General features: G+C 60.8%; 17 protein-coding genes and 1 tRNA gene. 7 read left to right on the top strand and 11 right to left on the bottom strand.

All coding sequences use genetic code 11. The features are described 5' to 3' along the window. From B0E33_RS14430 to tsaD, 9 genes are all read right to left on the bottom strand, one after another. Positions 1-795, bottom strand: a complete 795-nt coding sequence (locus B0E33_RS14430) for an AlbA family DNA-binding domain-containing protein (protein ID WP_077291575.1) — start codon at positions 793-795, stop codon at positions 1-3. A 136-nt stretch (positions 796-931) separates the two neighbouring features. Continuing rightward, positions 932-2,104 (bottom strand): M20 aminoacylase family protein, encoded by a 1,173-nt coding sequence (locus tag B0E33_RS14435; RefSeq protein WP_055659708.1) that lies wholly within the window; start codon positions 2,102-2,104, stop codon positions 932-934. 143 nt (positions 2,105-2,247) lie between these two features. After that, a complete protein-coding gene (locus tag B0E33_RS14440; protein WP_077291576.1) occupies positions 2,248-2,919 on the bottom strand; it encodes a class I SAM-dependent methyltransferase in 672 nt (223 codons plus the stop codon). A 27-nt stretch (positions 2,920-2,946) separates the two neighbouring features. Further along, positions 2,947-3,372, bottom strand: coding sequence for an EVE domain-containing protein (locus B0E33_RS14445; RefSeq protein ID WP_023002897.1), 426 nt, complete (start codon positions 3,370-3,372; stop codon positions 2,947-2,949). Next, a complete protein-coding gene (locus tag B0E33_RS14450; RefSeq protein ID WP_055659704.1) occupies positions 3,373-3,663 on the bottom strand; it encodes a YciI-like protein in 291 nt (96 codons plus the stop codon). Positions 3,664-4,141: 478 nt separating this feature from the next. Further along, positions 4,142-5,149, bottom strand: a complete 1,008-nt coding sequence (locus B0E33_RS14455; RefSeq protein WP_077291577.1) for an NAD(P)H-dependent glycerol-3-phosphate dehydrogenase — start codon at positions 5,147-5,149, stop codon at positions 4,142-4,144. Next, complete coding sequence (locus B0E33_RS14460; protein WP_055659702.1) at positions 5,136-5,612, bottom strand: NUDIX hydrolase; 477 nt, start codon at positions 5,610-5,612, stop codon at positions 5,136-5,138. The genes B0E33_RS14455 and B0E33_RS14460 overlap by 14 nt, the downstream gene beginning before the upstream one ends. Positions 5,613-5,638: 26 nt before the next feature. Next, the gene (locus B0E33_RS14465) at positions 5,639-6,142 is read right to left on the bottom strand and encodes an NUDIX hydrolase (protein WP_077291578.1); all 504 of its coding nucleotides are present in this window, start codon (positions 6,140-6,142) and stop codon (positions 5,639-5,641) included. 103 nt (positions 6,143-6,245) lie between these two features. Beyond that, positions 6,246-7,352, bottom strand: a complete 1,107-nt coding sequence (gene tsaD / locus B0E33_RS14470; RefSeq protein WP_077291579.1) for a tRNA (adenosine(37)-N6)-threonylcarbamoyltransferase complex transferase subunit TsaD — start codon at positions 7,350-7,352, stop codon at positions 6,246-6,248. Positions 7,353-7,445: 93 nt separating this feature from the next. On the opposite strand from tsaD, the gene hemC reads away from it, so the two are divergent. The 7 genes from hemC (at position 7,446) to B0E33_RS14515 (ending at position 16,167) form a co-directional block, all read left to right on the top strand. After that, on the top strand, positions 7,446-8,372 hold the full coding sequence (gene hemC, locus B0E33_RS14475; RefSeq protein WP_077291580.1) for a hydroxymethylbilane synthase: 927 nt from the start codon (positions 7,446-7,448) through the stop codon (positions 8,370-8,372). A gap of 7 nt (positions 8,373-8,379) precedes the next feature. Further along, positions 8,380-9,096 (top strand): uroporphyrinogen-III synthase, encoded by a 717-nt coding sequence (locus B0E33_RS14480; protein WP_077291581.1) that lies wholly within the window; start codon positions 8,380-8,382, stop codon positions 9,094-9,096. A gap of 120 nt (positions 9,097-9,216) precedes the next feature. Further along, positions 9,217-11,181, top strand: coding sequence for a hypothetical protein (locus B0E33_RS14495; protein WP_208997630.1), 1,965 nt, complete (start codon positions 9,217-9,219; stop codon positions 11,179-11,181). Positions 11,182-11,258: 77 nt separating this feature from the next. Then, on the top strand, positions 11,259-13,301 hold the full coding sequence (locus B0E33_RS14500) for a heme biosynthesis HemY N-terminal domain-containing protein (RefSeq protein ID WP_077291585.1): 2,043 nt from the start codon (positions 11,259-11,261) through the stop codon (positions 13,299-13,301). 200 nt (positions 13,302-13,501) lie between these two features. Continuing rightward, positions 13,502-13,577 (top strand) — tRNA-Thr (locus B0E33_RS14505). 742 nt (positions 13,578-14,319) lie between these two features. After that, the gene (locus tag B0E33_RS14510; RefSeq protein ID WP_208984613.1) at positions 14,320-15,141 is read left to right on the top strand and encodes a response regulator; all 822 of its coding nucleotides are present in this window, start codon (positions 14,320-14,322) and stop codon (positions 15,139-15,141) included. A 288-nt stretch (positions 15,142-15,429) separates the two neighbouring features. Next, on the top strand, positions 15,430-16,167 hold the full coding sequence (locus tag B0E33_RS14515; RefSeq protein WP_077293327.1) for a hypothetical protein: 738 nt from the start codon (positions 15,430-15,432) through the stop codon (positions 16,165-16,167). A 231-nt stretch (positions 16,168-16,398) separates the two neighbouring features. On the opposite strand, the gene B0E33_RS14520 is transcribed toward B0E33_RS14515, so the two are convergent. Beyond that, positions 16,399-17,187 carry a crotonase/enoyl-CoA hydratase family protein gene (locus tag B0E33_RS14520; protein ID WP_077291586.1) on the bottom strand — a complete coding sequence of 263 codons (789 nt, stop codon included), beginning with the start codon at positions 17,185-17,187 and terminating at the stop codon, positions 16,399-16,401. After that, entirely contained in the window at positions 17,184-18,044 is an 861-nt protein-coding gene (locus B0E33_RS14525) for a hydroxymethylglutaryl-CoA lyase (RefSeq protein WP_023002910.1), read from the bottom strand. Before B0E33_RS14525 ends, B0E33_RS14520 begins: the two co-directional genes overlap by 4 nt. Between the last annotated feature and the right edge of the window lie 97 nt (positions 18,045-18,141).

The following is an 18,141-nucleotide window of genomic DNA, read 5'->3' on the forward strand; positions in this document are numbered from 1 at the left end:
TCACGACCATCTCTTGTTGGCGTAGTTGACCGCTTCGCGGACATCCAGTGCGCGGGTGGAATTGCCGCTGCGCAGATAGAAGACCGAGGCCTTGTTTTCTTCCAGATAGACGGCGCGGGGTGCCGGGCTGACGATGACCATGGCGACGTCCTTGCCGTCCACCCTGGAAAACACCGTGTGGATGTAAGGGCAGAGATCTCCGCCGAGTGTCTTGGAAACGATGTCGTTGACAGTGCGCTCGAACGAATCGAGGTCCGGGCTTTTCAGCGTTGCCAGGTCCTTGTCGAGACCAAGCGGTGTGCCGTTGTCGTCAACACCGATCAGAAGATGGCCGCCATCGGCATTGAAGAAGCCGGCAAGGGTCTTGGCGATGACCTTTTCCAGGGACCGGTTGGTCCGGTTTTCCTTCAGGTCCCAGCGCAGCGACGACTTGAACTCCACGCGCCGGTTCTCGCCCTGTTTCAGAAGATCGGGAATGAGCGCGGTCTGCTCTTCACGCAGGGACCGGTAGGCTTCGGACGTTCGCATGTAGTTGCGGGTGAACATGCCGAAGGCGAGGCCGACAACTGCGCCGAGGCCGGTATAGGCAACCGCAACATCCAGATGCCGGGGAAGCAGCACCAGCCACAGGCGCGCTGTCAGAAATTCAAGGAGGTTCGGAGCCGTTTCCGAAAAACGTGCCAGTTCCCACCAGACCACCACAAGGTTCAGCGGGTGGATGACCAGGACACCGACAATGGCCCCGACCACGACATAGGCTGCCAGAAAGGGAAGCTTGAACGGGGAAAGAGCCATATTTGAAAATCCAAATGAAAACGCCGGTCGGAACCGGCGTCACTCTTAATCCAAAACCTTCCCGCCGTCATCCCGGCCCGTCGTCCCGGGTCGGCATCGTGCGAACCGGAATGACGATGAAGGTTCTCACAGGCGGTCAGGCCGCCGCGGGCAGGGCCGTTTCGACCAGTTTCACCCAGTAGGAACAGCCGACCGGGATCAGGTCGTCGTTGAAGTCATAGGCCGGATGATGCAGGCCCGCGCTGTCGCCGTTGCCGGCGAAGATGAACGCGCCCGGGCGTTCTTCCAGCATGTAGGAGAAATCCTCCCCGCCCATCATCGGCTCGATCTCGCGATTGACCTTGCCGACCCCGGCAATGCCTTCGGCGACGGCCGCCGCGAAATCCGTCTGCTCGTCGTGGTTCGCCGTGACCGGATACCCGCGAGTGAACTGCAGAACTGCCTTTGCGCCAAACGCATCGCCAACAGAGCTGACGATGGATTCCATCCGTGCCTGGGCGAGATCCCGCATTTCCGGGCTCAGCGTGCGTACGGTGCCGCGCAGCAGCACTTCCTGCGGAATGACGTTGAAGGCGTTGCCACCCTGGAAAACGGTCACCGACACAACAACCGAATCGAGCGGATTGGCATTGCGGCTGGCGATGGTCTGCAGCGCGGACACCAGTTGCGAGCCGATCACGATCGGATCGATGGTCTCATGCGGCTTGGCGGCATGGCCGCCCCGGCCGGTGATGGTGATGCGGAATTCGTCGGTCGCGGCCATAATCGGGCCCTTGCGGATGGCGAATTCGCCCACCGGCATGCCCGGGAAGTTGTGCATGCCGTAGACTTCCTCGATCGGCCAGCGGGTCAGAAGACCATCGTCGATCATCGCCTTCGCGCCTGCGCCACCTTCTTCGGCGGGCTGGAAGATGACGACGACGGTGCCGTCGAAGTTGCGGGTCTCGGCGAGATATTTTGCAGCGCCCAGCAACATGGCGGTGTGGCCGTCATGGCCGCAGGCATGCATCTTGCCCGGGATCTTGGAGGCATAGTCCTTGCCGGTGATTTCCTCGATCGGCAGCGCGTCCATGTCGGCACGCAGGCCGATGGTCTTGCCGGCACCGCCGTTGCGGCCCTTGATCACGCCAACGACGCCCGTCTTGCCGACACCCGTTGCGATTTCATCGACACCGAAGCTCTGCAGCAGCTCGGACACCTTTTCGGCAGTCCGCACCGTTTCGTAGAGAATTTCGGGATTTTCGTGAATGTCGCGGCGCCAGGCGGTGATCTCGTCGGCCAGATCCGCGAGGCGATTAACGATGGGCATGAAGGACTCCTAGAAACACATCGGAACAGGAAAGCGCTTTAAGCTTGAACGGCTAACCTATCGCAAGCTGCAAAAAGAGGAAGTGGGATTGCGGAAAAAGTTATGTGCAAGGCGATGGTCCGCAAGACTGATCCGCCACCAGGTCATTCTCCGGATGATTTTTCCTGCAACCGGAAAACACGGGTGCGTTTGATCTCGTTGTCTTCCAGCGCACCGACCACCGGAACGCTGTAGGCCGCCAGTTCAACCAAGCGTGACGAGGGCAGATAGGACCGGCCAGGGTCGCCGACATAGACCTCGATGTTGTTCGTCAGCAACATGTCGAGAAATGCCAGCACCTTGTCGGCCATGGGCTTGTCGTAGAAAACGTCACCACAGAAGACAAGGTCCGCTTGCGGCGGTTCTCCGGTGGTGATGTCTGCTGTCTCGGTGGTGATCTCCACCTCGTTGAGCGCGGCGTTGAGGCGTGTTGCGGTCAGGGCGTAGGGGTCGATGTCGACCGCGTGGCAGGACGCTGCGCCGGCCTTCATGGCAGCTATACCGACCAGACCAGAGCCGCAGGCAAAGTCGACAACGCGTTTTCCCGCGACCAGCTCCGGCGTGTCGAGCACGTAGCGGGCAAGTCCCTGGCCGCCTGCCCAGGCAAAGGCCCAGAATGGCGGCGGCAGGCCTAGCTCGCCCAATTCGTCTTCGGTCTTTTGCCACAGATCCATGGCCTCATCGGCCACATGCAGAAGGATTTCCTCCGCATGCGGCACAGGTTTGACCTTGGTCTCCTTCCGGATGAAGGCTGCCGGATCCTTGATAAGGGCCATTCAGGGCGGATCTCTCAGGAGAGGACGTTAGGCAGGCTCTTTCAGGCCGCCCATTTCACAGACGATTTTCCATTCCTCTTCCGTGACCGGCTGAACCGACAGGCGCATGGAAGTGACCAGCGACATCTTGGCAAGGCGCGGTTCGGCCTTGACGTCGGCCAGGGTCACCGGCTTGGGCATGTCACGGACGGCCTTGAAGTCCACGCATTCCCAGCGGGGATCATCGATGGTGGTGTCCGGATGGATGTCGCTGCAGACTTCAACGATGCCGACGACTTCCTTGCCGATGTTGGAATGGTAGAAGAACGCCTTGTCGCCGATTTCCATGGCCCGCATGTTGTTGCGTGCCTGGTAGTTCCGGATACCGTCCCACTGCTCACCCTTGTCGCCACGGGCCTTCTGCTGTTCCCAGGACCATTTGTCGGGCTCGGACTTGATCAGCCAGTATTGCACTCAGTTTGCCTCCGGGTTCTTGATTGCCCAGTTCCAGGGGCGGATCTCGACGCTTTCGAACAAACCGGCACGGGCGTAGGGATCTTCCTGGGAGATCGCCAGGATCTCGTCGCGGTTGGAGGCTTCGATCACCACCAGCGAGCCGGTCATGTTGCCGTCGTCGTCAAGAAACGGGCCGGCTGCCTTGAGGCTGTCGCCGAGGCCTTTCAGGAAGTCGAGATGGGCGGCGCGGTTGTCGAGGCGCGTCTGCAGGGCACCGGGCTTGTCGGTGCAGATCAGGGCATAAAGCATGAAGAATTCCCCGGGTTGGTCGAATCTGCGTCGAACCTAGGGCCGGGGCGGGGGAAACTCAATGGGGGAAAGTCGGGGAGGTGCATCACACCCTATGCAAGCGGCCCATCCATCGAGACGCCTGGCGTTGCCCGGCTCCTCAGGATGAGGACGTGGGGGAGCTGTTCTCCCCTTCGTGGCAGGGCAACTGACTTTGGACTAAAGACAGGCAGCAAGCACAAGTGTCACCCCGGGCGAGCAACGCGAGACCCGGGGGCTACTCGTTTCCAGAGAGCTGGAATGGGTTGTGCCTCTTCAGGGCACCTTGTCTGCTTCGGCAAGCGGCGCGGCGAGTGGGCCCCGGATCTGCGCTTCGCTTGTCCGGGGTGACGCCGTGGGGATGAGGATATCGCTCATATGCCAATCCCCTATCACAAGCGGAAAGAGAGCCAGGTGCCGGCTTGTGCCTATGTCGAAGGCCGGTTTCGTCGAGACGGGGTCAAAGCCCTGCCGTTTCCGATTTCAGTGGGCGTGCCATCAGGGTGTTGAGGGCGTCATCGATGGTCAGGTCCTCGTCGATCATCCTGGCCACCGTCTCGCAGATCGGCACTTCGACATCGTATTTGCGGGCCAGCTTGACTGCGACGCGGGCGGAATAGGCGCCTTCCGCGAGCTTGCCGCCTGCCGAAATCAGCTCGGAAGCCATGAAACCTTCGCCGAGCCGCAGCCCGAAGGAAAAGTTGCGCGACTGGCTGGACGAACAGGTGAGCACAAGGTCTCCCAGACCGGAAAGGCCTGTCAGCGTTTCACCCTGTGCGCCCATGGCAGTGCCGAGGCGTGACAGTTCGGCAAAGCCGCGGGCGGTCAGCGCTGCCTGGGCACTGGCTCCGAGCTTTCGGCCGACCACGGCCCCGCAGGCGATCGCGAGTACGTTCTTGAGGGCGCCGCCGATCTGGGCACCGAGAATGTCGATCGAGGCATAGGGCCGGAAACAGGGCGATTGCATTGCTTCGCACAGGCTGAGCGCGGTCTTGGCCGAATTGGCGGCAACGGTGACGGCAGTCGGCAGGCCCTTGGCGACGTCGTCGGCAAAGCTCGGGCCGGACAGGACGCCGGGTTCGACGCCGGGCAGTTCCTCGCTCATGACCTTCGACAAGAGCTTGCCGGAGGATTGTTCGATGCCCTTGGCGCACAGCACGACGGGGCCGCGTACCTTGCCGGTCTGTTTCAGGGCAGCCAGCATCGCACGAGTTGTCTGGGCGGGTGTCACCAGCAAGATGGCATCGGCGTCGGCGACCACTTCCAGCGAAGATGTCGCTTCCAGTTCCTCGTCAAAGGTGATTCCCGGCAGATACCTCGGGTTCTGCCGACGGGACCTGATATCGGAGACCGTACCGGGATCACGCGCCCAAAGGCGCACTTCCCGTCCGGCACGGGCTGCGGTCAGGGCCAGGGCCGTGCCCCAGGCGCCGCCGCCAACGACGCCGATAGACCTAATGGCGCCCATTGCTCTGCCTTTCCACGCGCGTCCGTAATGTTTCAAGTTGCGCTCCAAACCCTTCAAAAAAGCGGGCCTCGGTCGGCGCATCCATGGTGAACAGGTCAATCCAGAACAGACGGAACCTTATCGGGGGGCCGCCTGCGTTCGGTGACATTTCGAAATGTTCCCATTCTGTCGCGGGCTTTTCACGAATTCGGCCGTGAAAATGCCGCCGGCGATGCAAGCCGTCGAGACAACGGGGAACATCTTTGAAGATATGGTCCTGGTCGGCGAACGATTCGAGCGCGATATCCAACGAAAGTCCGGTCTCCTCGGCAAATTCTCTCCTGGCAGCCTGCAGATAGCTTTCGCCGGGATCGACCGTGCCTCCGGGAACCTGGAGGCCGGCGTTCGGGAAATCGGGTTCCACAAACACGAGAAGCTCTGTTCCACAGGTCAGGTAGACATAGGCCTTTTGGTAGATCAGCACGGGCAGATCCTTGAAAGAACTGTTGTTTATGCCGCGTTGGCGAGGTGTGTCACACGTTTGCGCAGGGCGTCGAGGGGCGCGCCGAAGGCTGCGAAGAAGTTTTCCTCGTCGCTTGCCCGTTCGCCAAAGAGGTCAACCCAGAAGAAACGGTAGCGAATCGGTTCGCCGCCGCTGCTGGGATGCATTTCGTAATGCTCCCACTCGCTCTTCGGCCGGGCACCAAGGCGGACATGGTAGTTGCGGCGGATGTGTCGGCCAAGCAGCGGACGGTTGGGTGCGGGCCGGTACTGGCCGACGGGAGGGATCGTTTCGAACGGGATATCCTGACTGGAAAAATGATCAAAGGCCACGTCCAGTTCGAGGCCGGTTTCCTCGGCAAATTCCCGCATGGCGCCATGCAGAAAGCTTTCGCCCGGATCGATGGTGCCACCCGGAACCTGCAGGCCCAGATGAGGCGTGTCCGGTTCGTCGAAGACCAGAAGGTCCGTGCCGCAGGTCAGGTAGACATAGGCCTTGTGGTAGACGCGCATTTCTCAGAACAGTCCTTGTTGGAAGGCTGAAGTTTCCTAACAGGGTCTTTGATCGCGCAAAAGGGTCGGTGGGAAATTGAGTGATGATTTACAGGTCCACACCCTAGACCTTGGCGCCTTTCTTGCCCGCGCCGAGCACACCGGCATTGGCTGAATCCAGCGGCCAGCGAGGCCTGGGTGACAGGCTCATGTCGTCCACGGGGCCAAGTCGAAGCCGCTCGATACCGGCCCAGGCGATCATTGCTGCATTGTCGGTGCAAAGGCGCATGGGCGGCGCGATGAAACGGGCATCTGCCTCTTCTGCCGCAGCCAGAAGACTGTTGCGGATTTCCTGGTTCGCCGCGACACCGCCAGCCACAACGATTGCCGGTTTGACACCCGGGTGGCGTGTCCGGAAGAGATCGAGTGCGGAGCGGGTGCGGGCTGCCAAAACGTCGGACACAGATCGCTGAAAGGCCGCGCAGAGGTCGGCAATCGTCTGTTCATCGACAGGTTCAAGCTTTTTCGCCTGGGTGCGAAGGGCCGTCTTCAGTCCGGCGAAGGACATGTCGAGGCCCGGGCGATCCAGAAGCGGACGCGGCAGGCGGAAGCGGCTGACGTCGCCCTTGGCTGCCATTTTTTCTACATGCGGGCCGCCGGGATAGGGCAGGCCCAGCAGTTTGGCAGTCTTGTCGAAAGCTTCGCCAATGGCATCGTCGATGGTCGTGCCGAGACGTTCATAGTCCCCGACGCCGCGCACCAGCAGGAACTGGCTGTGGCCGCCGGAGACGAGCAGCAAGAGGAACGGAAACTCGAGATCGTCGGTCAGGCGCGCGGTCAGGGCGTGGCCTTCCAGGTGATTGACGCCGACGATCGGCTTTCCCGCTGCCATGGCGATGGCCTTGGCGGTCATGAAGCCGACGATGACACCACCGATGAGGCCGGGACCGGCAGTTGCGGCAATCGCGTCGATATCGTCCCAGCCGCAACCGGCCTCGTTCATGGCTTCGGCAACGATCCGGTCGAGGATTTCGATGTGGGCACGGGCGGCAATTTCCGGCACCACGCCACCGAATTCTGTATGCTCGTCGATCTGCGATCGGATTGTATTGGAGAGGATCTTCTTGTGCGCAGGGCCGCACACAACCGCTGCTGCGGTTTCGTCGCAGCTGGTTTCAATGCCCAGGACCGTCAGATTGGTCGCATTGTCATCTGTTTTGACTGAGGTCATTGGTCTAAGTGCGGTGGCCTGTGTTAGGACATCCGAAAAGACATAAATCGGTGCCCGTCATTTCTGCCGGGCGTAGCATCTGGACGGTAAACCTTGCAATCAAATCCTTTGCGTATCGGAACAAGGGGCAGCGCGCTGGCGCTGGCACAGGCCAACGAAACCCGCGACCGGCTGATGGCGGCCCATGATCTGGCCGAAGACGCGTTCGAGATCGTGGTCATCAAGACCTCCGGCGACAGGATCCAGGACAGGCCGCTGTCGGAAGTCGGTGGCAAGGGGCTGTTCACGAAGGAAATCGAGGAAGCGCTTCTGGACGGACGGATCGATCTTGCCGTTCATTCGTCCAAGGACATGCCGACGGTCCTGCCGGATGGTCTGGCTTTGACGGCCTTCCTGCCGCGGGAAGATGTGCGCGATGCGTTCCTGTCGCCCAAGGCAAAGACCCTGACCGATCTGCCGCAGGGCGCTGTCGTCGGGTCCAGTTCGCTGCGTCGCCAGGCGATGATCAAGCGGCTGCGCCCGGATATCGAAGTGGTGATGTACCGCGGCAACCTGCAGACACGCCTGCGCAAGCTGGCAGAGGGCGAGGTGGACGCAACACTTCTGGCGGCTGCCGGTCTGCGCCGGTTGGGCCTGGAAGCGGAAATCACCAGCCTTCTGGAAACCGACCAGTTTCTGCCGGCTGTCGGCCAAGGTGCGATCTGCATCGAAAGCCGGGCGGACGACAAGGCTACCCTTGAAATGCTGGCGGCAATTCACGACGCGGCAACGCAGATCCGCCTTGATGCGGAGCGCGCCTTCCTTGCTGTTCTGGACGGGTCTTGCCGCACGCCCATCGGCGGTCTGGCAACGCTCGAAGGTGATACGATGCACTTCCGAGGGATTGTGCTGAAGCCGGACGGATCGGCCGCGCATGAGGCATCGGGCAGTGGGCCTGCGGCAGAGGCCGCGCGGATTGGCCGGTCTGTCGGGGAAGATCTGAAAACCCGGATGGGACCGGACTTTCTGGCAGGAACCTGACCCGGTCATGCGCTTTCTGGTGACACGCCCCCAGCCGGATTGCCGGCGGACCGCTGAAAAACTGCGGGCGTTGGGGCATGTTGCCGATGAAGCTCCCGTTCTGAAAACCGTTGAGGTGCGGTCTGCACAATTCGGGCTGGATGGCGTGTCGGCGCTGGCGTTTTCCAGCCGGCGGTCGGTCGCCGTCCTGTCGGCAAAGGGCCGGATCGATGCCTTGCGGAGCTTGCCGGTTTTCACGGTGGGCGACGCGACCGCACTCGCCTGCCGGGAAGCGGGCTTTTCAAGTGTAATTTCGGCCAGCGGTGATATCGCTGCGCTGGCTCAGCTGATTCTCGATAATCGGAGCGGGTTGCCCTCAGGGGTCGTCCTTTATCCTGCTGCCGAGGATCGGGCGGGGGATCTGGAGGGACTTCTCGCCGCAGGGGGCATTTCCTGTCGCACCGTCGTGCTTTACCGCATGGAGCCGGCGGAAAGCCTGCCTTCTGCCGTGGTTGACGGCCTTCGCCAGAATGCCTTTGATGGTGTCTTCATTTATTCCAAACGCACGGCCGAAGCTTTTCTGGCGCTGGTTCGCAGGCACGGTCTCGACCATATTTTTTCCAGGTTGCCTGTCTATGCCCTTTCGCGGCAGTCGGCCGAGCCCCTATTTGAGGTAAGCCAGGTGCGTATTGCAGCTGCGCCGAACGAAAGCGCCTTGATGGATCTGGCTTTAACACAGTGTTAACCAGATCCGGGGGAGTCGTTCTTTTGCAGCGCGCAAAAGTCTTTGCTGCGGCGGTACCGCTTCGCAAAGAGGTGTGTATAGTGAAGGTCTTGGGACCGGCAGGGTTCAGGAGGAGATGAGATGACGACGGACAAGAAATCCCCGGGCGGGACATCTTCATCGGGCGGCAGCGGCACCGGCGGCAAGGACAAGCCGGGCAGCAGCACTGCGTCTTCCTCCGGCAGCAGCAAGCGGCCGGTAACGATCGATCTGACCGCAGAGAAGGTCGGTGCCAAGCCGACAGACACGAAGCCAGCCTCTGGTACGAGCTCAACGACGAGCGCCACGACGGGGGCTGGCGGCACGACTGCAGGTGCAGCCAAGACAGGCGGTATCGGCAGCACGACTGCGTCCGGCAGCTCAACGTCAGCCGGAAATACAACGTCTTCCGGCAGCACTGGCAGTTCGGGCAGCACATCGTCGCCCTCTTCGTCTGCATCGACCTCGTCCTCGACCGGATCAGGCTATTCTTCTTCGTCGTCTACCGCTGCCGGGTCTTCCACAGCCGGAAAGCCCGCAGGAACGAGCACAACCGGGTCGTCATCTGCGACCGGCAAGCCGGCGTCTCCGGCAAGCTCATCTACGTCTGCCACCAGCCAGCCTGGAACCTCCTCGACAAGCAGCAGCTCCCGTCCAGGGGGATCAACCAGCTTTTCCAATCCGCCTGCCGCTGAAGACCGCGGCGGTGTCGGGGCATTCGGCGTTCTGATCGCGGCCGTTATCGGCGGTATCCTGGTGCTTGGCGGCGGCTTCGGCCTTTATCAGGCCGGGCTCGTCAAACTGTCGCCCGAGCCGAACCAGCAGCTCACCAGCGCGCTCAATGCCGCCGAACGCAAGATCTCCGATCTGGAGAAAAAACTCGGCGACGTGACGTCTTCGGTCTCCAGCCAGGGCAGTTCCGGTGCTGTTTCTGCTCTGGAAAGCAAGGTCACCGCGCTTGAAGCCAAACTGCAGGATGCGTCGTCGTCCGATCTGAGTGCCGCGGTCGATGCCCTGAAGCAGGATGTCGAAGGACTGCGCAGCACCGTTGCTTCGGCTGGGGCCGGCACCGGCGAAGGAACCCCAGCCGATCTCCAGCCGCTTGAAAGCCGTCTGGCCGCGCTGGAAGAGGAAGTGAAGGGCGACAGCCAGGTGGATCTGGCGCCGCTTGAAAGCCGCCTGGCCAAGCTGGAAACCGACACGACATCGACATCTTCCGAAGCCGACAAGCTTTCGGGTTCCGTAACCGGGCTCGAGGGCCAGCTTTCGGACCTGAAGACGACCCTTTCCGAGGTGGAAACCAGACTTTCCAATACCGAAACGACCGCGAAGGCAGCACAGACAGCCGTATCGACGTCGGACGTTTCCCTGAAGACCCTTGCCGACAGCCAGGCACGGGCAACCGAGACCCTGTCTTCGCTGGCTGCCGACATCAAGTCTGTCGGCGCGGCCAACACGGCAGCGCTGGAAGGTTTGCGCTCTGAACTGGACGCGCTTTCAACGCGCCTTGCCGCGGTTGAGGCAACGATGGGCGATGCGACGGCGCGTGAAGTTGCTGCAAGGGCTCTGTCCGTTTCCGCGCTGAAGTCGGCCGTTGATTCCGGCCGCCCATATGAAACCGAGCTGGCCGCCGTCAAGGCGGGGCTGCCGGGCGGGCTCGACCTGTCTGCACTGGAGGCCAACGCCAAGACCGGTGTCGAGCCGGTGCCCGTGCTGATCGCCCAGTTCCCACCGGTTGCGCGCTCTGTCTACCAGACGTTTTCCGAACCGGACCGGTCCGGTGATGTACTCGACAGCCTGATGACCAGTGCACAGTCGCTGTTCACCGTTCGCCGTTCGGGCTCGGGTGAAGGCGACGGGCCGGCCGCTGCCCTGCAGCGCATGGAAAACGCCGTCCGGAAGGGAGACCTCAAGTCGGCACTTGCCGCCTACAAGGATCTGCCAGAACAGGGACAGGCTGCTGCTGCCGACTGGGCAACGCGCGCCGAAGCCCGCGTCGAGGTTGATGACCTGACGGACAAGGCCTCGCAGGAAGTGCTCAACGCGCTTGCTGCGAAGGATAGCTGAATGCAGGCCGGCCACTCGCCCGCCCGTCAATGGAATTATGTGCCGGCAGGAGCCGGCCGTCGCAGGGAGCGAACTGAATGATCCGCGTTCTGTTCTTTTTCGCGCTGTTGTTTGCCGTTGCCATGGGCTTTGCCTGGATGGCGGACCTGCCGGGAACGATCCAGATTTCCTGGCCGGTTTATGAAGGTGGCCAGCAGGTCGGGACGGATATCTGGGAGCAGTCGCCTGCGATTGTTGCCCTTGCCGCAGCCATTTTCCTGGCGATCTTCCTGGCGATTGTCTGGGTGATCCGCGTCGTCTTGAAATCACCGCAGATTGCCAGCCGCTTCTTTCGGCGCCGCCGGAAAGACAAGGGCTACAATGCGCTGTCACAAGGCTTGATCGCTCTGGGCACGGGCAACGCCAAACTGGCGCGCCGCTACGCGCTGGACGCCGACAAGCTGCTGGATGATGAACCCGCGGCAAAGCTGCTGCTTGCACAGACGGCCCAGCTTGCCGGCAAGGACGACGAAGCGCGTCAGCGTTTCGAGGCGATGCTGGAAGATCCGGCCACCAAGGCGCTTGGTCTGCACGGCCTCTTCATCGAGGCCGAGCGGCACAGGGAACCGGTGGCAGCACGCCACTACGCGGAGGAAGCCGCCAAGACATCGCCGGGTCTGGAGTGGGCCGGCAAGGCCGTGCTCGGCTACCAGGCGGTTGCCCACCATTGGGACGAAGCGCTCAAGACCCTGGAGCGCAACTACGCCGCAAAGATGCTGGACAAGAAAACCTATCGGCGTCAGCGCGCCGTCATCCTGACGGCCCTTGCGACAAAGCTGGAGGACGGCGAGCCGGAACGGGCCTATTCGCTGGCCAAGGAAGCTCATGGCCTGGCACTCGACCTTGTACCGGCCGCCGTGCTGACGTCTCGTCTGGCAACGCGCCGGGGCGACATTCGCAAGGCCTCCAAAGTGTTGGAGGCGACCTGGCGTTTGTTCCCGCATCCGGAGTTGGCTGAAACCTATGCCCATGTGCGTACCGGCGATTCGGCTGTCGATCGTTTGAAGCGGGTGAAATCGCTTTCCGCACAACGTGCAAACACTCCCGAAGGTGCGCTGGCCATCGCCCGCGCAGCCATGGAGGCGCGCGAGTTCGAAGAAGCGCGCAAGCAGCTGAAAAAGGTCCTGCAGTCCGAACCTACCCGTCAGGCGTTTCTGCTGATGGCGGAAGTGGAGGAAGCCGAACACGGTGACCGGGGCCGCACACGCGACTGGCTGGCCCGTGCCGTCAGTGCGCCGCTCGACAAGGTCTGGATGGCCGACGGCATCATTTCCGCCGAATGGCAGCCGGTGTCACCGGTCACCGGCAAGCTCGATGCGTTCCAGTGGGCAACGCCGGGCAGTCTGTCGGACGAGGACGGTCCTCTGCTTGAGGACAGCCTGTTCGAGGCGCCGGCCCTGCCGTCCGCCACTCCAGCCGAGCCGGTTCGCCCGGTTGCAGATGTGGATGACGACGCGATGGTGCTGGAAGCCGAACCCGTCACCAGGCCTGCCACTGCCAAGCCTGCGGGACCCGAGACGGGTGACGCCACATCCGGCAGCGCCAAGTCAGCCGCCGCGGAACCTTCCACAGCCTCTGTACCACTGGAAAAGCAGGGTTACGAAGGGACGACGGACGATGTCAAATACAGCCCTGCGCTGAAGGACCTGCCCGACGCCGAGGCTACCAAGGCACCTTCGGACAAGGCTGCGACCGTTGAGAAGACGGCAGCCAAGGAAACCGCGGTAAAAGCCGAAGCCGGGGCAGACGACAAACCTGCCGTGGTGACAGGCAAAGACGCCGGGACAGCGAAAGCTGGTGTGACCGGCAAGACCGACACCCGGAACGGTTCCGAGACGCCTTCCAAGCCAGAGGCAGCATCTGAGGCCAAGGTTGAGGAAACCTCGAAATCGGCGGATGCAAAGCCATCGGCTGCCAAACCCGGGGAGGCCAGGACAGGCGAAACAAAATCCGGCAGTTCCAAAGAGGATCTCAACCGGCCAATCGAATTTCCCCTGTCGCGGATGCCGGACGATCCGGGCCCGGATGAGGACGACGAGGACGAGACCGCCAAGACGCCACGACCGCGCTTTTTCAACTGAAGCGCTGCTGCGGCGATAGTCGGAATGTGCTGACGAGCATGTGTTTGCCTGGCTTGCGGAAAAGGGAAGATGTGATCTTCCTGAAAGAACCGGTTTTAGGCTCTTGCATCTGACGCCAAGCTCCGGTAATTAGCGGCGCACTCGGGCTTGACCTGAGTGTCCGCGCCAAATCGCGCGATGCCCGGCATCTGCCGGAGAACGCCGCTGTAGCTCAGATGGTAGAGCACGTCATTCGTAATGATGGGGTCGGGGGTTCGAGTCCCTTCAGCGGCACCACTTTCCAGGCCCAGGTTCCTTTCTTCAGGTGCGCCCGACAGGGCTATCCCTTCTCTGATGCTTTCCTCCGGATTGAGCAAGCTGTCACGAGACTTCAGAAACAGCTTTGCGATCGTTGGCCTGCCACCAGATTCATGGGCTGCACAGGTCGCAGTGACAGCTTTGATGCTGGCGAACTTGTGTTGCCCTGCTGCTGATCCAGTTTCTGTTTGTCGGACGGGAAGTGCCACATTGATGGCTCGTCGGCAGTCCTTGCAAGAGGCGAGGTGATTGTCCAATTCTGACGCTACAAATTGACGTAGAGTTGGTTTGGCAGGTTGTGGGCGCCCTTGTCCTGACGAGACGATCGTATCGGCCGACAGATCCTTGTTTAGGTCTCGTCTGATTTTCAGAAACAGGCTGGTTGGATCCCGTGTTTTGAAAAAGCTGGCCACAGGTTGCTCCAATTCGACGGAAGTCACTGAACCATGATGTGACTGCAGGAATCCTGTGACGCCGGGTTGCGCCTGTTTCCTCATATATTGTGGGATTTTCCCAGATGAGGTTTCGGTCTTTACATCCTATTTGTAAGAATTTTGGAATCGAGTGAATGAATATTCACGTAAATCTATGTATATCAAAGGTTGTAAAATGCCTGACGAGCTTCAGTAACAGAAAATATACAATTGTTTCCTTATTGTACTTGTTAATTTAGACATGGCCTCAAGTGACGATGCGAGAGCCGCACACAAGGTGATGAGAATTGCTGCATAAAATGATCCGCATTCTTGTCGCTGACGACAGCGGCATCGCTCGTGAAGTCATCAACAACGGCATCGCCGTTCATCGTTCCAAGCGGTACATCGAGGTTGATAACGTCGATAACGGTCGTTCTGCTGTCGAGGTTCTGAAGAAGAAACAGATCGACATCGCCTTCATCGACATCAACATGCCGGGGCTGAATGGTCCGGACGTAATCGCCGCGATGAGCGAGACGAAGTCTGCAGATTGTCTGACGGTCGCGATTTCAAGCGGCCTTGATGAGCGCAATGCCAACATGCTTCAGCAGCTGGGGGCCTATCATTTCCTGAAAAAGCCTTTCACCCAGGAGGATGTGTCGGAGATCGTCGCCACTTACATGACGATGACGACGACCTATCCGATCCTGATCGTCGACGACAGCGGTACGATGCGCAAACTGACGCGCAAGGTTCTGGAGGCCAGCCGGTTCGACTTCGAAATTTCGGAAGCCGACAGCGCGCAGGCGGCGCTTCGTACACTGGCATCGGGCAAGTTCCGGATGGTGCTGACGGATTTTCACATGCCGGATGTCGACGGTATCGAGCTTGCCGGTTCAATCCGGGACCTGTCGAGCAAGATAGGCATCTACATGATGTCCACCAACGACACGAGCTATCTGGAGCGGTCCGCGGCCTTCGTCGGGATATCCGGTTTCCTGAAAAAGCCGTTCACGCCTCAGGACATAGATACGCTCATGCATCAGTTCCTGGAGCTGGATACGCCAAAATTCGGCAAGGTGCGCAACATGTTCAGCTTCATGGAACGAGAACGCAAGGCATCGTGAGGCTCGCCGGACTGGCGAGTGCTGATCGTTCCTCTTGGTTCTTCTGGGCATTTCGAGGGAACCATTTGCCGAACGCTTACATTGTTTCTGGATTGTTTGTCAGCATTCTTGATTTAAAACGCTTCAGTTGATTCAATGCAAGAATCAGAAGTCTCCCCCTAGTTCGTATCGGTTCCACTGTCTGAATGCATGGAGAGCGGTGTGGGCAAAACAGCAAAACTTGAATTACTTCGCCGGATATTGCCTCTCGGCCTCTGCGTGCTGGGTATAGTCGGCGGATATTTTTTCATGTCGGTGCTCAGCAGCCTGCTCTGCATTATCGCCGCCGCCGGGATCTATGCCGCCTTGCCGCGGCCGAACGTACCGTCCGGTGCCGTAAAGCCGTTATGTCATCCGCCGGTTCTGGTACTCGACATGATCGGGTTTGTTATTGGTGCCGCTTTCTTTTCCATAGCTTTCATCGGGATGGCAGACTGGAGCGGAGGCGCAGCCCTGATGGCGCTGCTTTGCCTGGGTCCTGCCTCGATTGCACCGGTGCTGTTCACCGTGTCCGCACGACAGGAGACATCCTGGGTCCGTTTCTTCAGCAACGGTTTCGAATTCACCCAGTTCGGCCGGCGCGTGCGGGTGATGTATGAGGATCTGAAAAAGATCGACATCCGCCTGTGGCACGCTTCCGGATGGGCTGCCTGGTTCCAGTCGACGATCGGCTCGCTGGGGCCGAGATCAGCGGTTCTGCTGAATGGGGCTGAAACCACCACGACTCTGGTCTTCAAGCGCCCGGACGGAGCAACCTTCACCATTTCCTCCGAACTTGTGCCGGACCTGCAGCGGGTGTTGATCAACATCGACAGGGCCGGTATGGAGCTTCCTGACGGGATCAGTGAATATCAGCGCAAGAAGATCCGCCAGCGGCGCGAGCGCATGTACGGCGGCCCGCCGCAGGAACCGCCGCAGTCGGAACAGAAGGAAGTGGCGCGTATCGCGGCCCTGATCGAACACGCCAGGCGCAGCGCCGGCCATTGAGGGCGGTTTTTCACCTCACATCACATTCGGCTGTCTGCTGACCACAACTTCGTCCTCATCCTGAGGAGCGCGCTTGCGCGCGTCTCGAAGGATGGGCGGCACACGCAGGAGCTCCTGGCCCATGCTTCGAGACGGACCTGACGGTCCTCCTCAGCATGAGGGCGTGTGGGGGCGCCGACGGAAGGAGGGGCGATCTGCCGAAGACCTGGTGCTGGCATCAGCCGCTGCAAACTATGAACCGACCCAGTTCGCCTTTCGCTTTTCGAAGAATGCGGAGATGCCTTCCTGGGCTTCGGGGGTTTCCCAGGTCTCGGCGAGACGGCGGATGGTGTCGTCGATGATTTCTTCGGTAATTTCCGGGCCAAGGCTGCGGGCCAGCGCCTTGGAGGCGGCTACGGCAGCGGGGGCAGCGGAGAGATACGGTTTGATTTCCTTTTCGATCGCCGCATCGAGGTCCGCCTCGCTCACGACCTTCGCCACAAGATCGAGATCCCGGGCCTCTTCCGCGCCGAACAGGCGGGCGGACATGAATACCCGGCGTGCCTTGCCTTCGCCCATGCGGGCCAGCACATAGGGGCTGATGGTGGCCGGGATGAGGCCGAGACGTACTTCCGTCAGGCCGAATTTGGCGCTGTCCACGGCAATCACGGTGTCGCAGACGCTCATCATGCCGATGCCGCCGCCAAAGGCCTGGCCTTGTACGCGGCCTATCAGTGGCTTCGGCAATTCGTTGAGGCTCTGCAGCATCATGGCAAGCTTGCGCGCTTCAGTCATGCGGGTTTCGCGGTCAGCTTCGAACTGCTCGCGCATCCATCCAAGGTCGCCGCCCGCGCAGAAGCTGGCACCAGCACCTGTCAGGACAACGACACGGACAGTGTCGTCCTCCGCCAATTGCGCGGCAACTTCCGTCAGTTCGGCGATCATCGTGGCGGAAAGCGAATTGTGCTTGTCCGGGCGGTTGAGTGTCAGCGTTGCGACGCCCCGGTCGTCAACGGCAAGGGAGATTGTCTCGAAGCTCATGCGTCAACACTCCTGAGGGTGCGGGCAAAGTCGGCGATTTCAGCAAGCTTTGCCCGGTCGATGCCGGTCTCGAAGCCCTTGCGGGTCATCAGGTCTAGCACGGCTTCGGTTGCGACATTGCCTTTGGCACCCGGTGCATAGGGGCAACCGCCCAGACCGCCGACCGCACTGTCGAAGGTGCGCAAGCCCTTTTCGAGGCTGACCTCGATGTTCTCGATCGCCCGGCCTTTGGTGTCATGAAAATGGCCGGCAAGCTTGTCCGCAGGGATCGCGGTCAGCACGGCGTCCAGCATCCGGCCGATGGTCTCCGGCGTTCCGGCGCCGATGGTATCGCCGAGGGAAATCTCGTAGCAGCCGAGATCGAACAGCGTTTTGGCGACCTCCGCAACCTTCTCCGGTGGTGTTGCACCGTCGTAGGGGCAGTCGGTTACGCAAGAGACATAGCCGCGAACCGGGATGCCGTCCTCATGTGCCTTTTCCAGAAGCGGCTTGAAGCGTTCGATGCTTTCGGCAACCGAGCAATTGATGTTCTTTCTGGAAAAGCCTTCCGAGGCGGAGCCGAAAATGGCGACTTCATCTGCCGACACCTTCTTGGCGGCCGTATAACCCTTCACATTGGGTGTCAGCACCGCATAGGTCACGGACGGATGCCGGTAGATGCCTTCCATCACCTCCTGAGCGTCGGCCATCTGCGGTACCCATTTCGGACTGACGAAACTGGTCACCTCGATCTTGCGGAAGCCGCAGGCAGAAAGCCGGTCCACGAGGTCGATCTTCTGGGCCGTCGGCACAAAGGTTTTCTCGTTCTGCAGACCGTCGCGCGGGCCCATTTCAAACAGGGTGACGAATTCAGACATGTTTTCTTCTCTAGCTTCTCGTGAGGCCTAAAGGTGAGGCCGGTTCTTCGCTGCGCTTCGTCCGGGGACGGCACCAGGCAAATCGCGGAGGCATTCG

It is taken from the genome of Roseibium algicola (assembly GCF_001999245.1).
In the GTDB taxonomy this organism is placed as follows: Bacteria; Pseudomonadota; Alphaproteobacteria; order Rhizobiales; family Stappiaceae; genus Roseibium; species Roseibium algicola.

Bases quoted from the DNA above. Each gene is read 5' to 3' on its own strand.
- B0E33_RS14495 (WP_208997630.1), top strand. From the start codon at position 9,217: ATGACGACGGACAAGAAATCCCCGGGCGGGACATCTTCATCGGGCGGC.
- B0E33_RS14435 (WP_055659708.1), bottom strand. From the start codon at position 2,104: ATGCCCATCGTTAATCGCCTCGCGGATCTGGCCGACGAGATCACCGCC.
- B0E33_RS14465 (WP_077291578.1), bottom strand. From the start codon at position 6,142: ATGCGCGTCTACCACAAGGCCTATGTCTACCTGACCTGCGGCACGGAC.
- B0E33_RS14480 (WP_077291581.1), top strand. From the start codon at position 8,380: ATGCGCTTTCTGGTGACACGCCCCCAGCCGGATTGCCGGCGGACCGCT.
- B0E33_RS14515 (WP_077293327.1), top strand. From the start codon at position 15,430: ATGTCGGTGCTCAGCAGCCTGCTCTGCATTATCGCCGCCGCCGGGATC.
- B0E33_RS14455 (WP_077291577.1), bottom strand. From the start codon at position 5,149: ATGGGCGCCATTAGGTCTATCGGCGTCGTTGGCGGCGGCGCCTGGGGC.
- B0E33_RS14440 (WP_077291576.1), bottom strand. From the start codon at position 2,919: ATGGCCCTTATCAAGGATCCGGCAGCCTTCATCCGGAAGGAGACCAAG.
- B0E33_RS14520 (WP_077291586.1), bottom strand. From the start codon at position 17,187: ATGAGCTTCGAGACAATCTCCCTTGCCGTTGACGACCGGGGCGTCGCA.
- B0E33_RS14500 (WP_077291585.1), top strand. From the start codon at position 11,259: ATGATCCGCGTTCTGTTCTTTTTCGCGCTGTTGTTTGCCGTTGCCATG.
- B0E33_RS14450 (WP_055659704.1), bottom strand. From the start codon at position 3,663: ATGCTTTATGCCCTGATCTGCACCGACAAGCCCGGTGCCCTGCAGACG.
- B0E33_RS14525 (WP_023002910.1), bottom strand. From the start codon at position 18,044: ATGTCTGAATTCGTCACCCTGTTTGAAATGGGCCCGCGCGACGGTCTG.
- B0E33_RS14430 (WP_077291575.1), bottom strand. From the start codon at position 795: ATGGCTCTTTCCCCGTTCAAGCTTCCCTTTCTGGCAGCCTATGTCGTG.
- tsaD (WP_077291579.1), bottom strand. From the start codon at position 7,352: ATGACCTCAGTCAAAACAGATGACAATGCGACCAATCTGACGGTCCTG.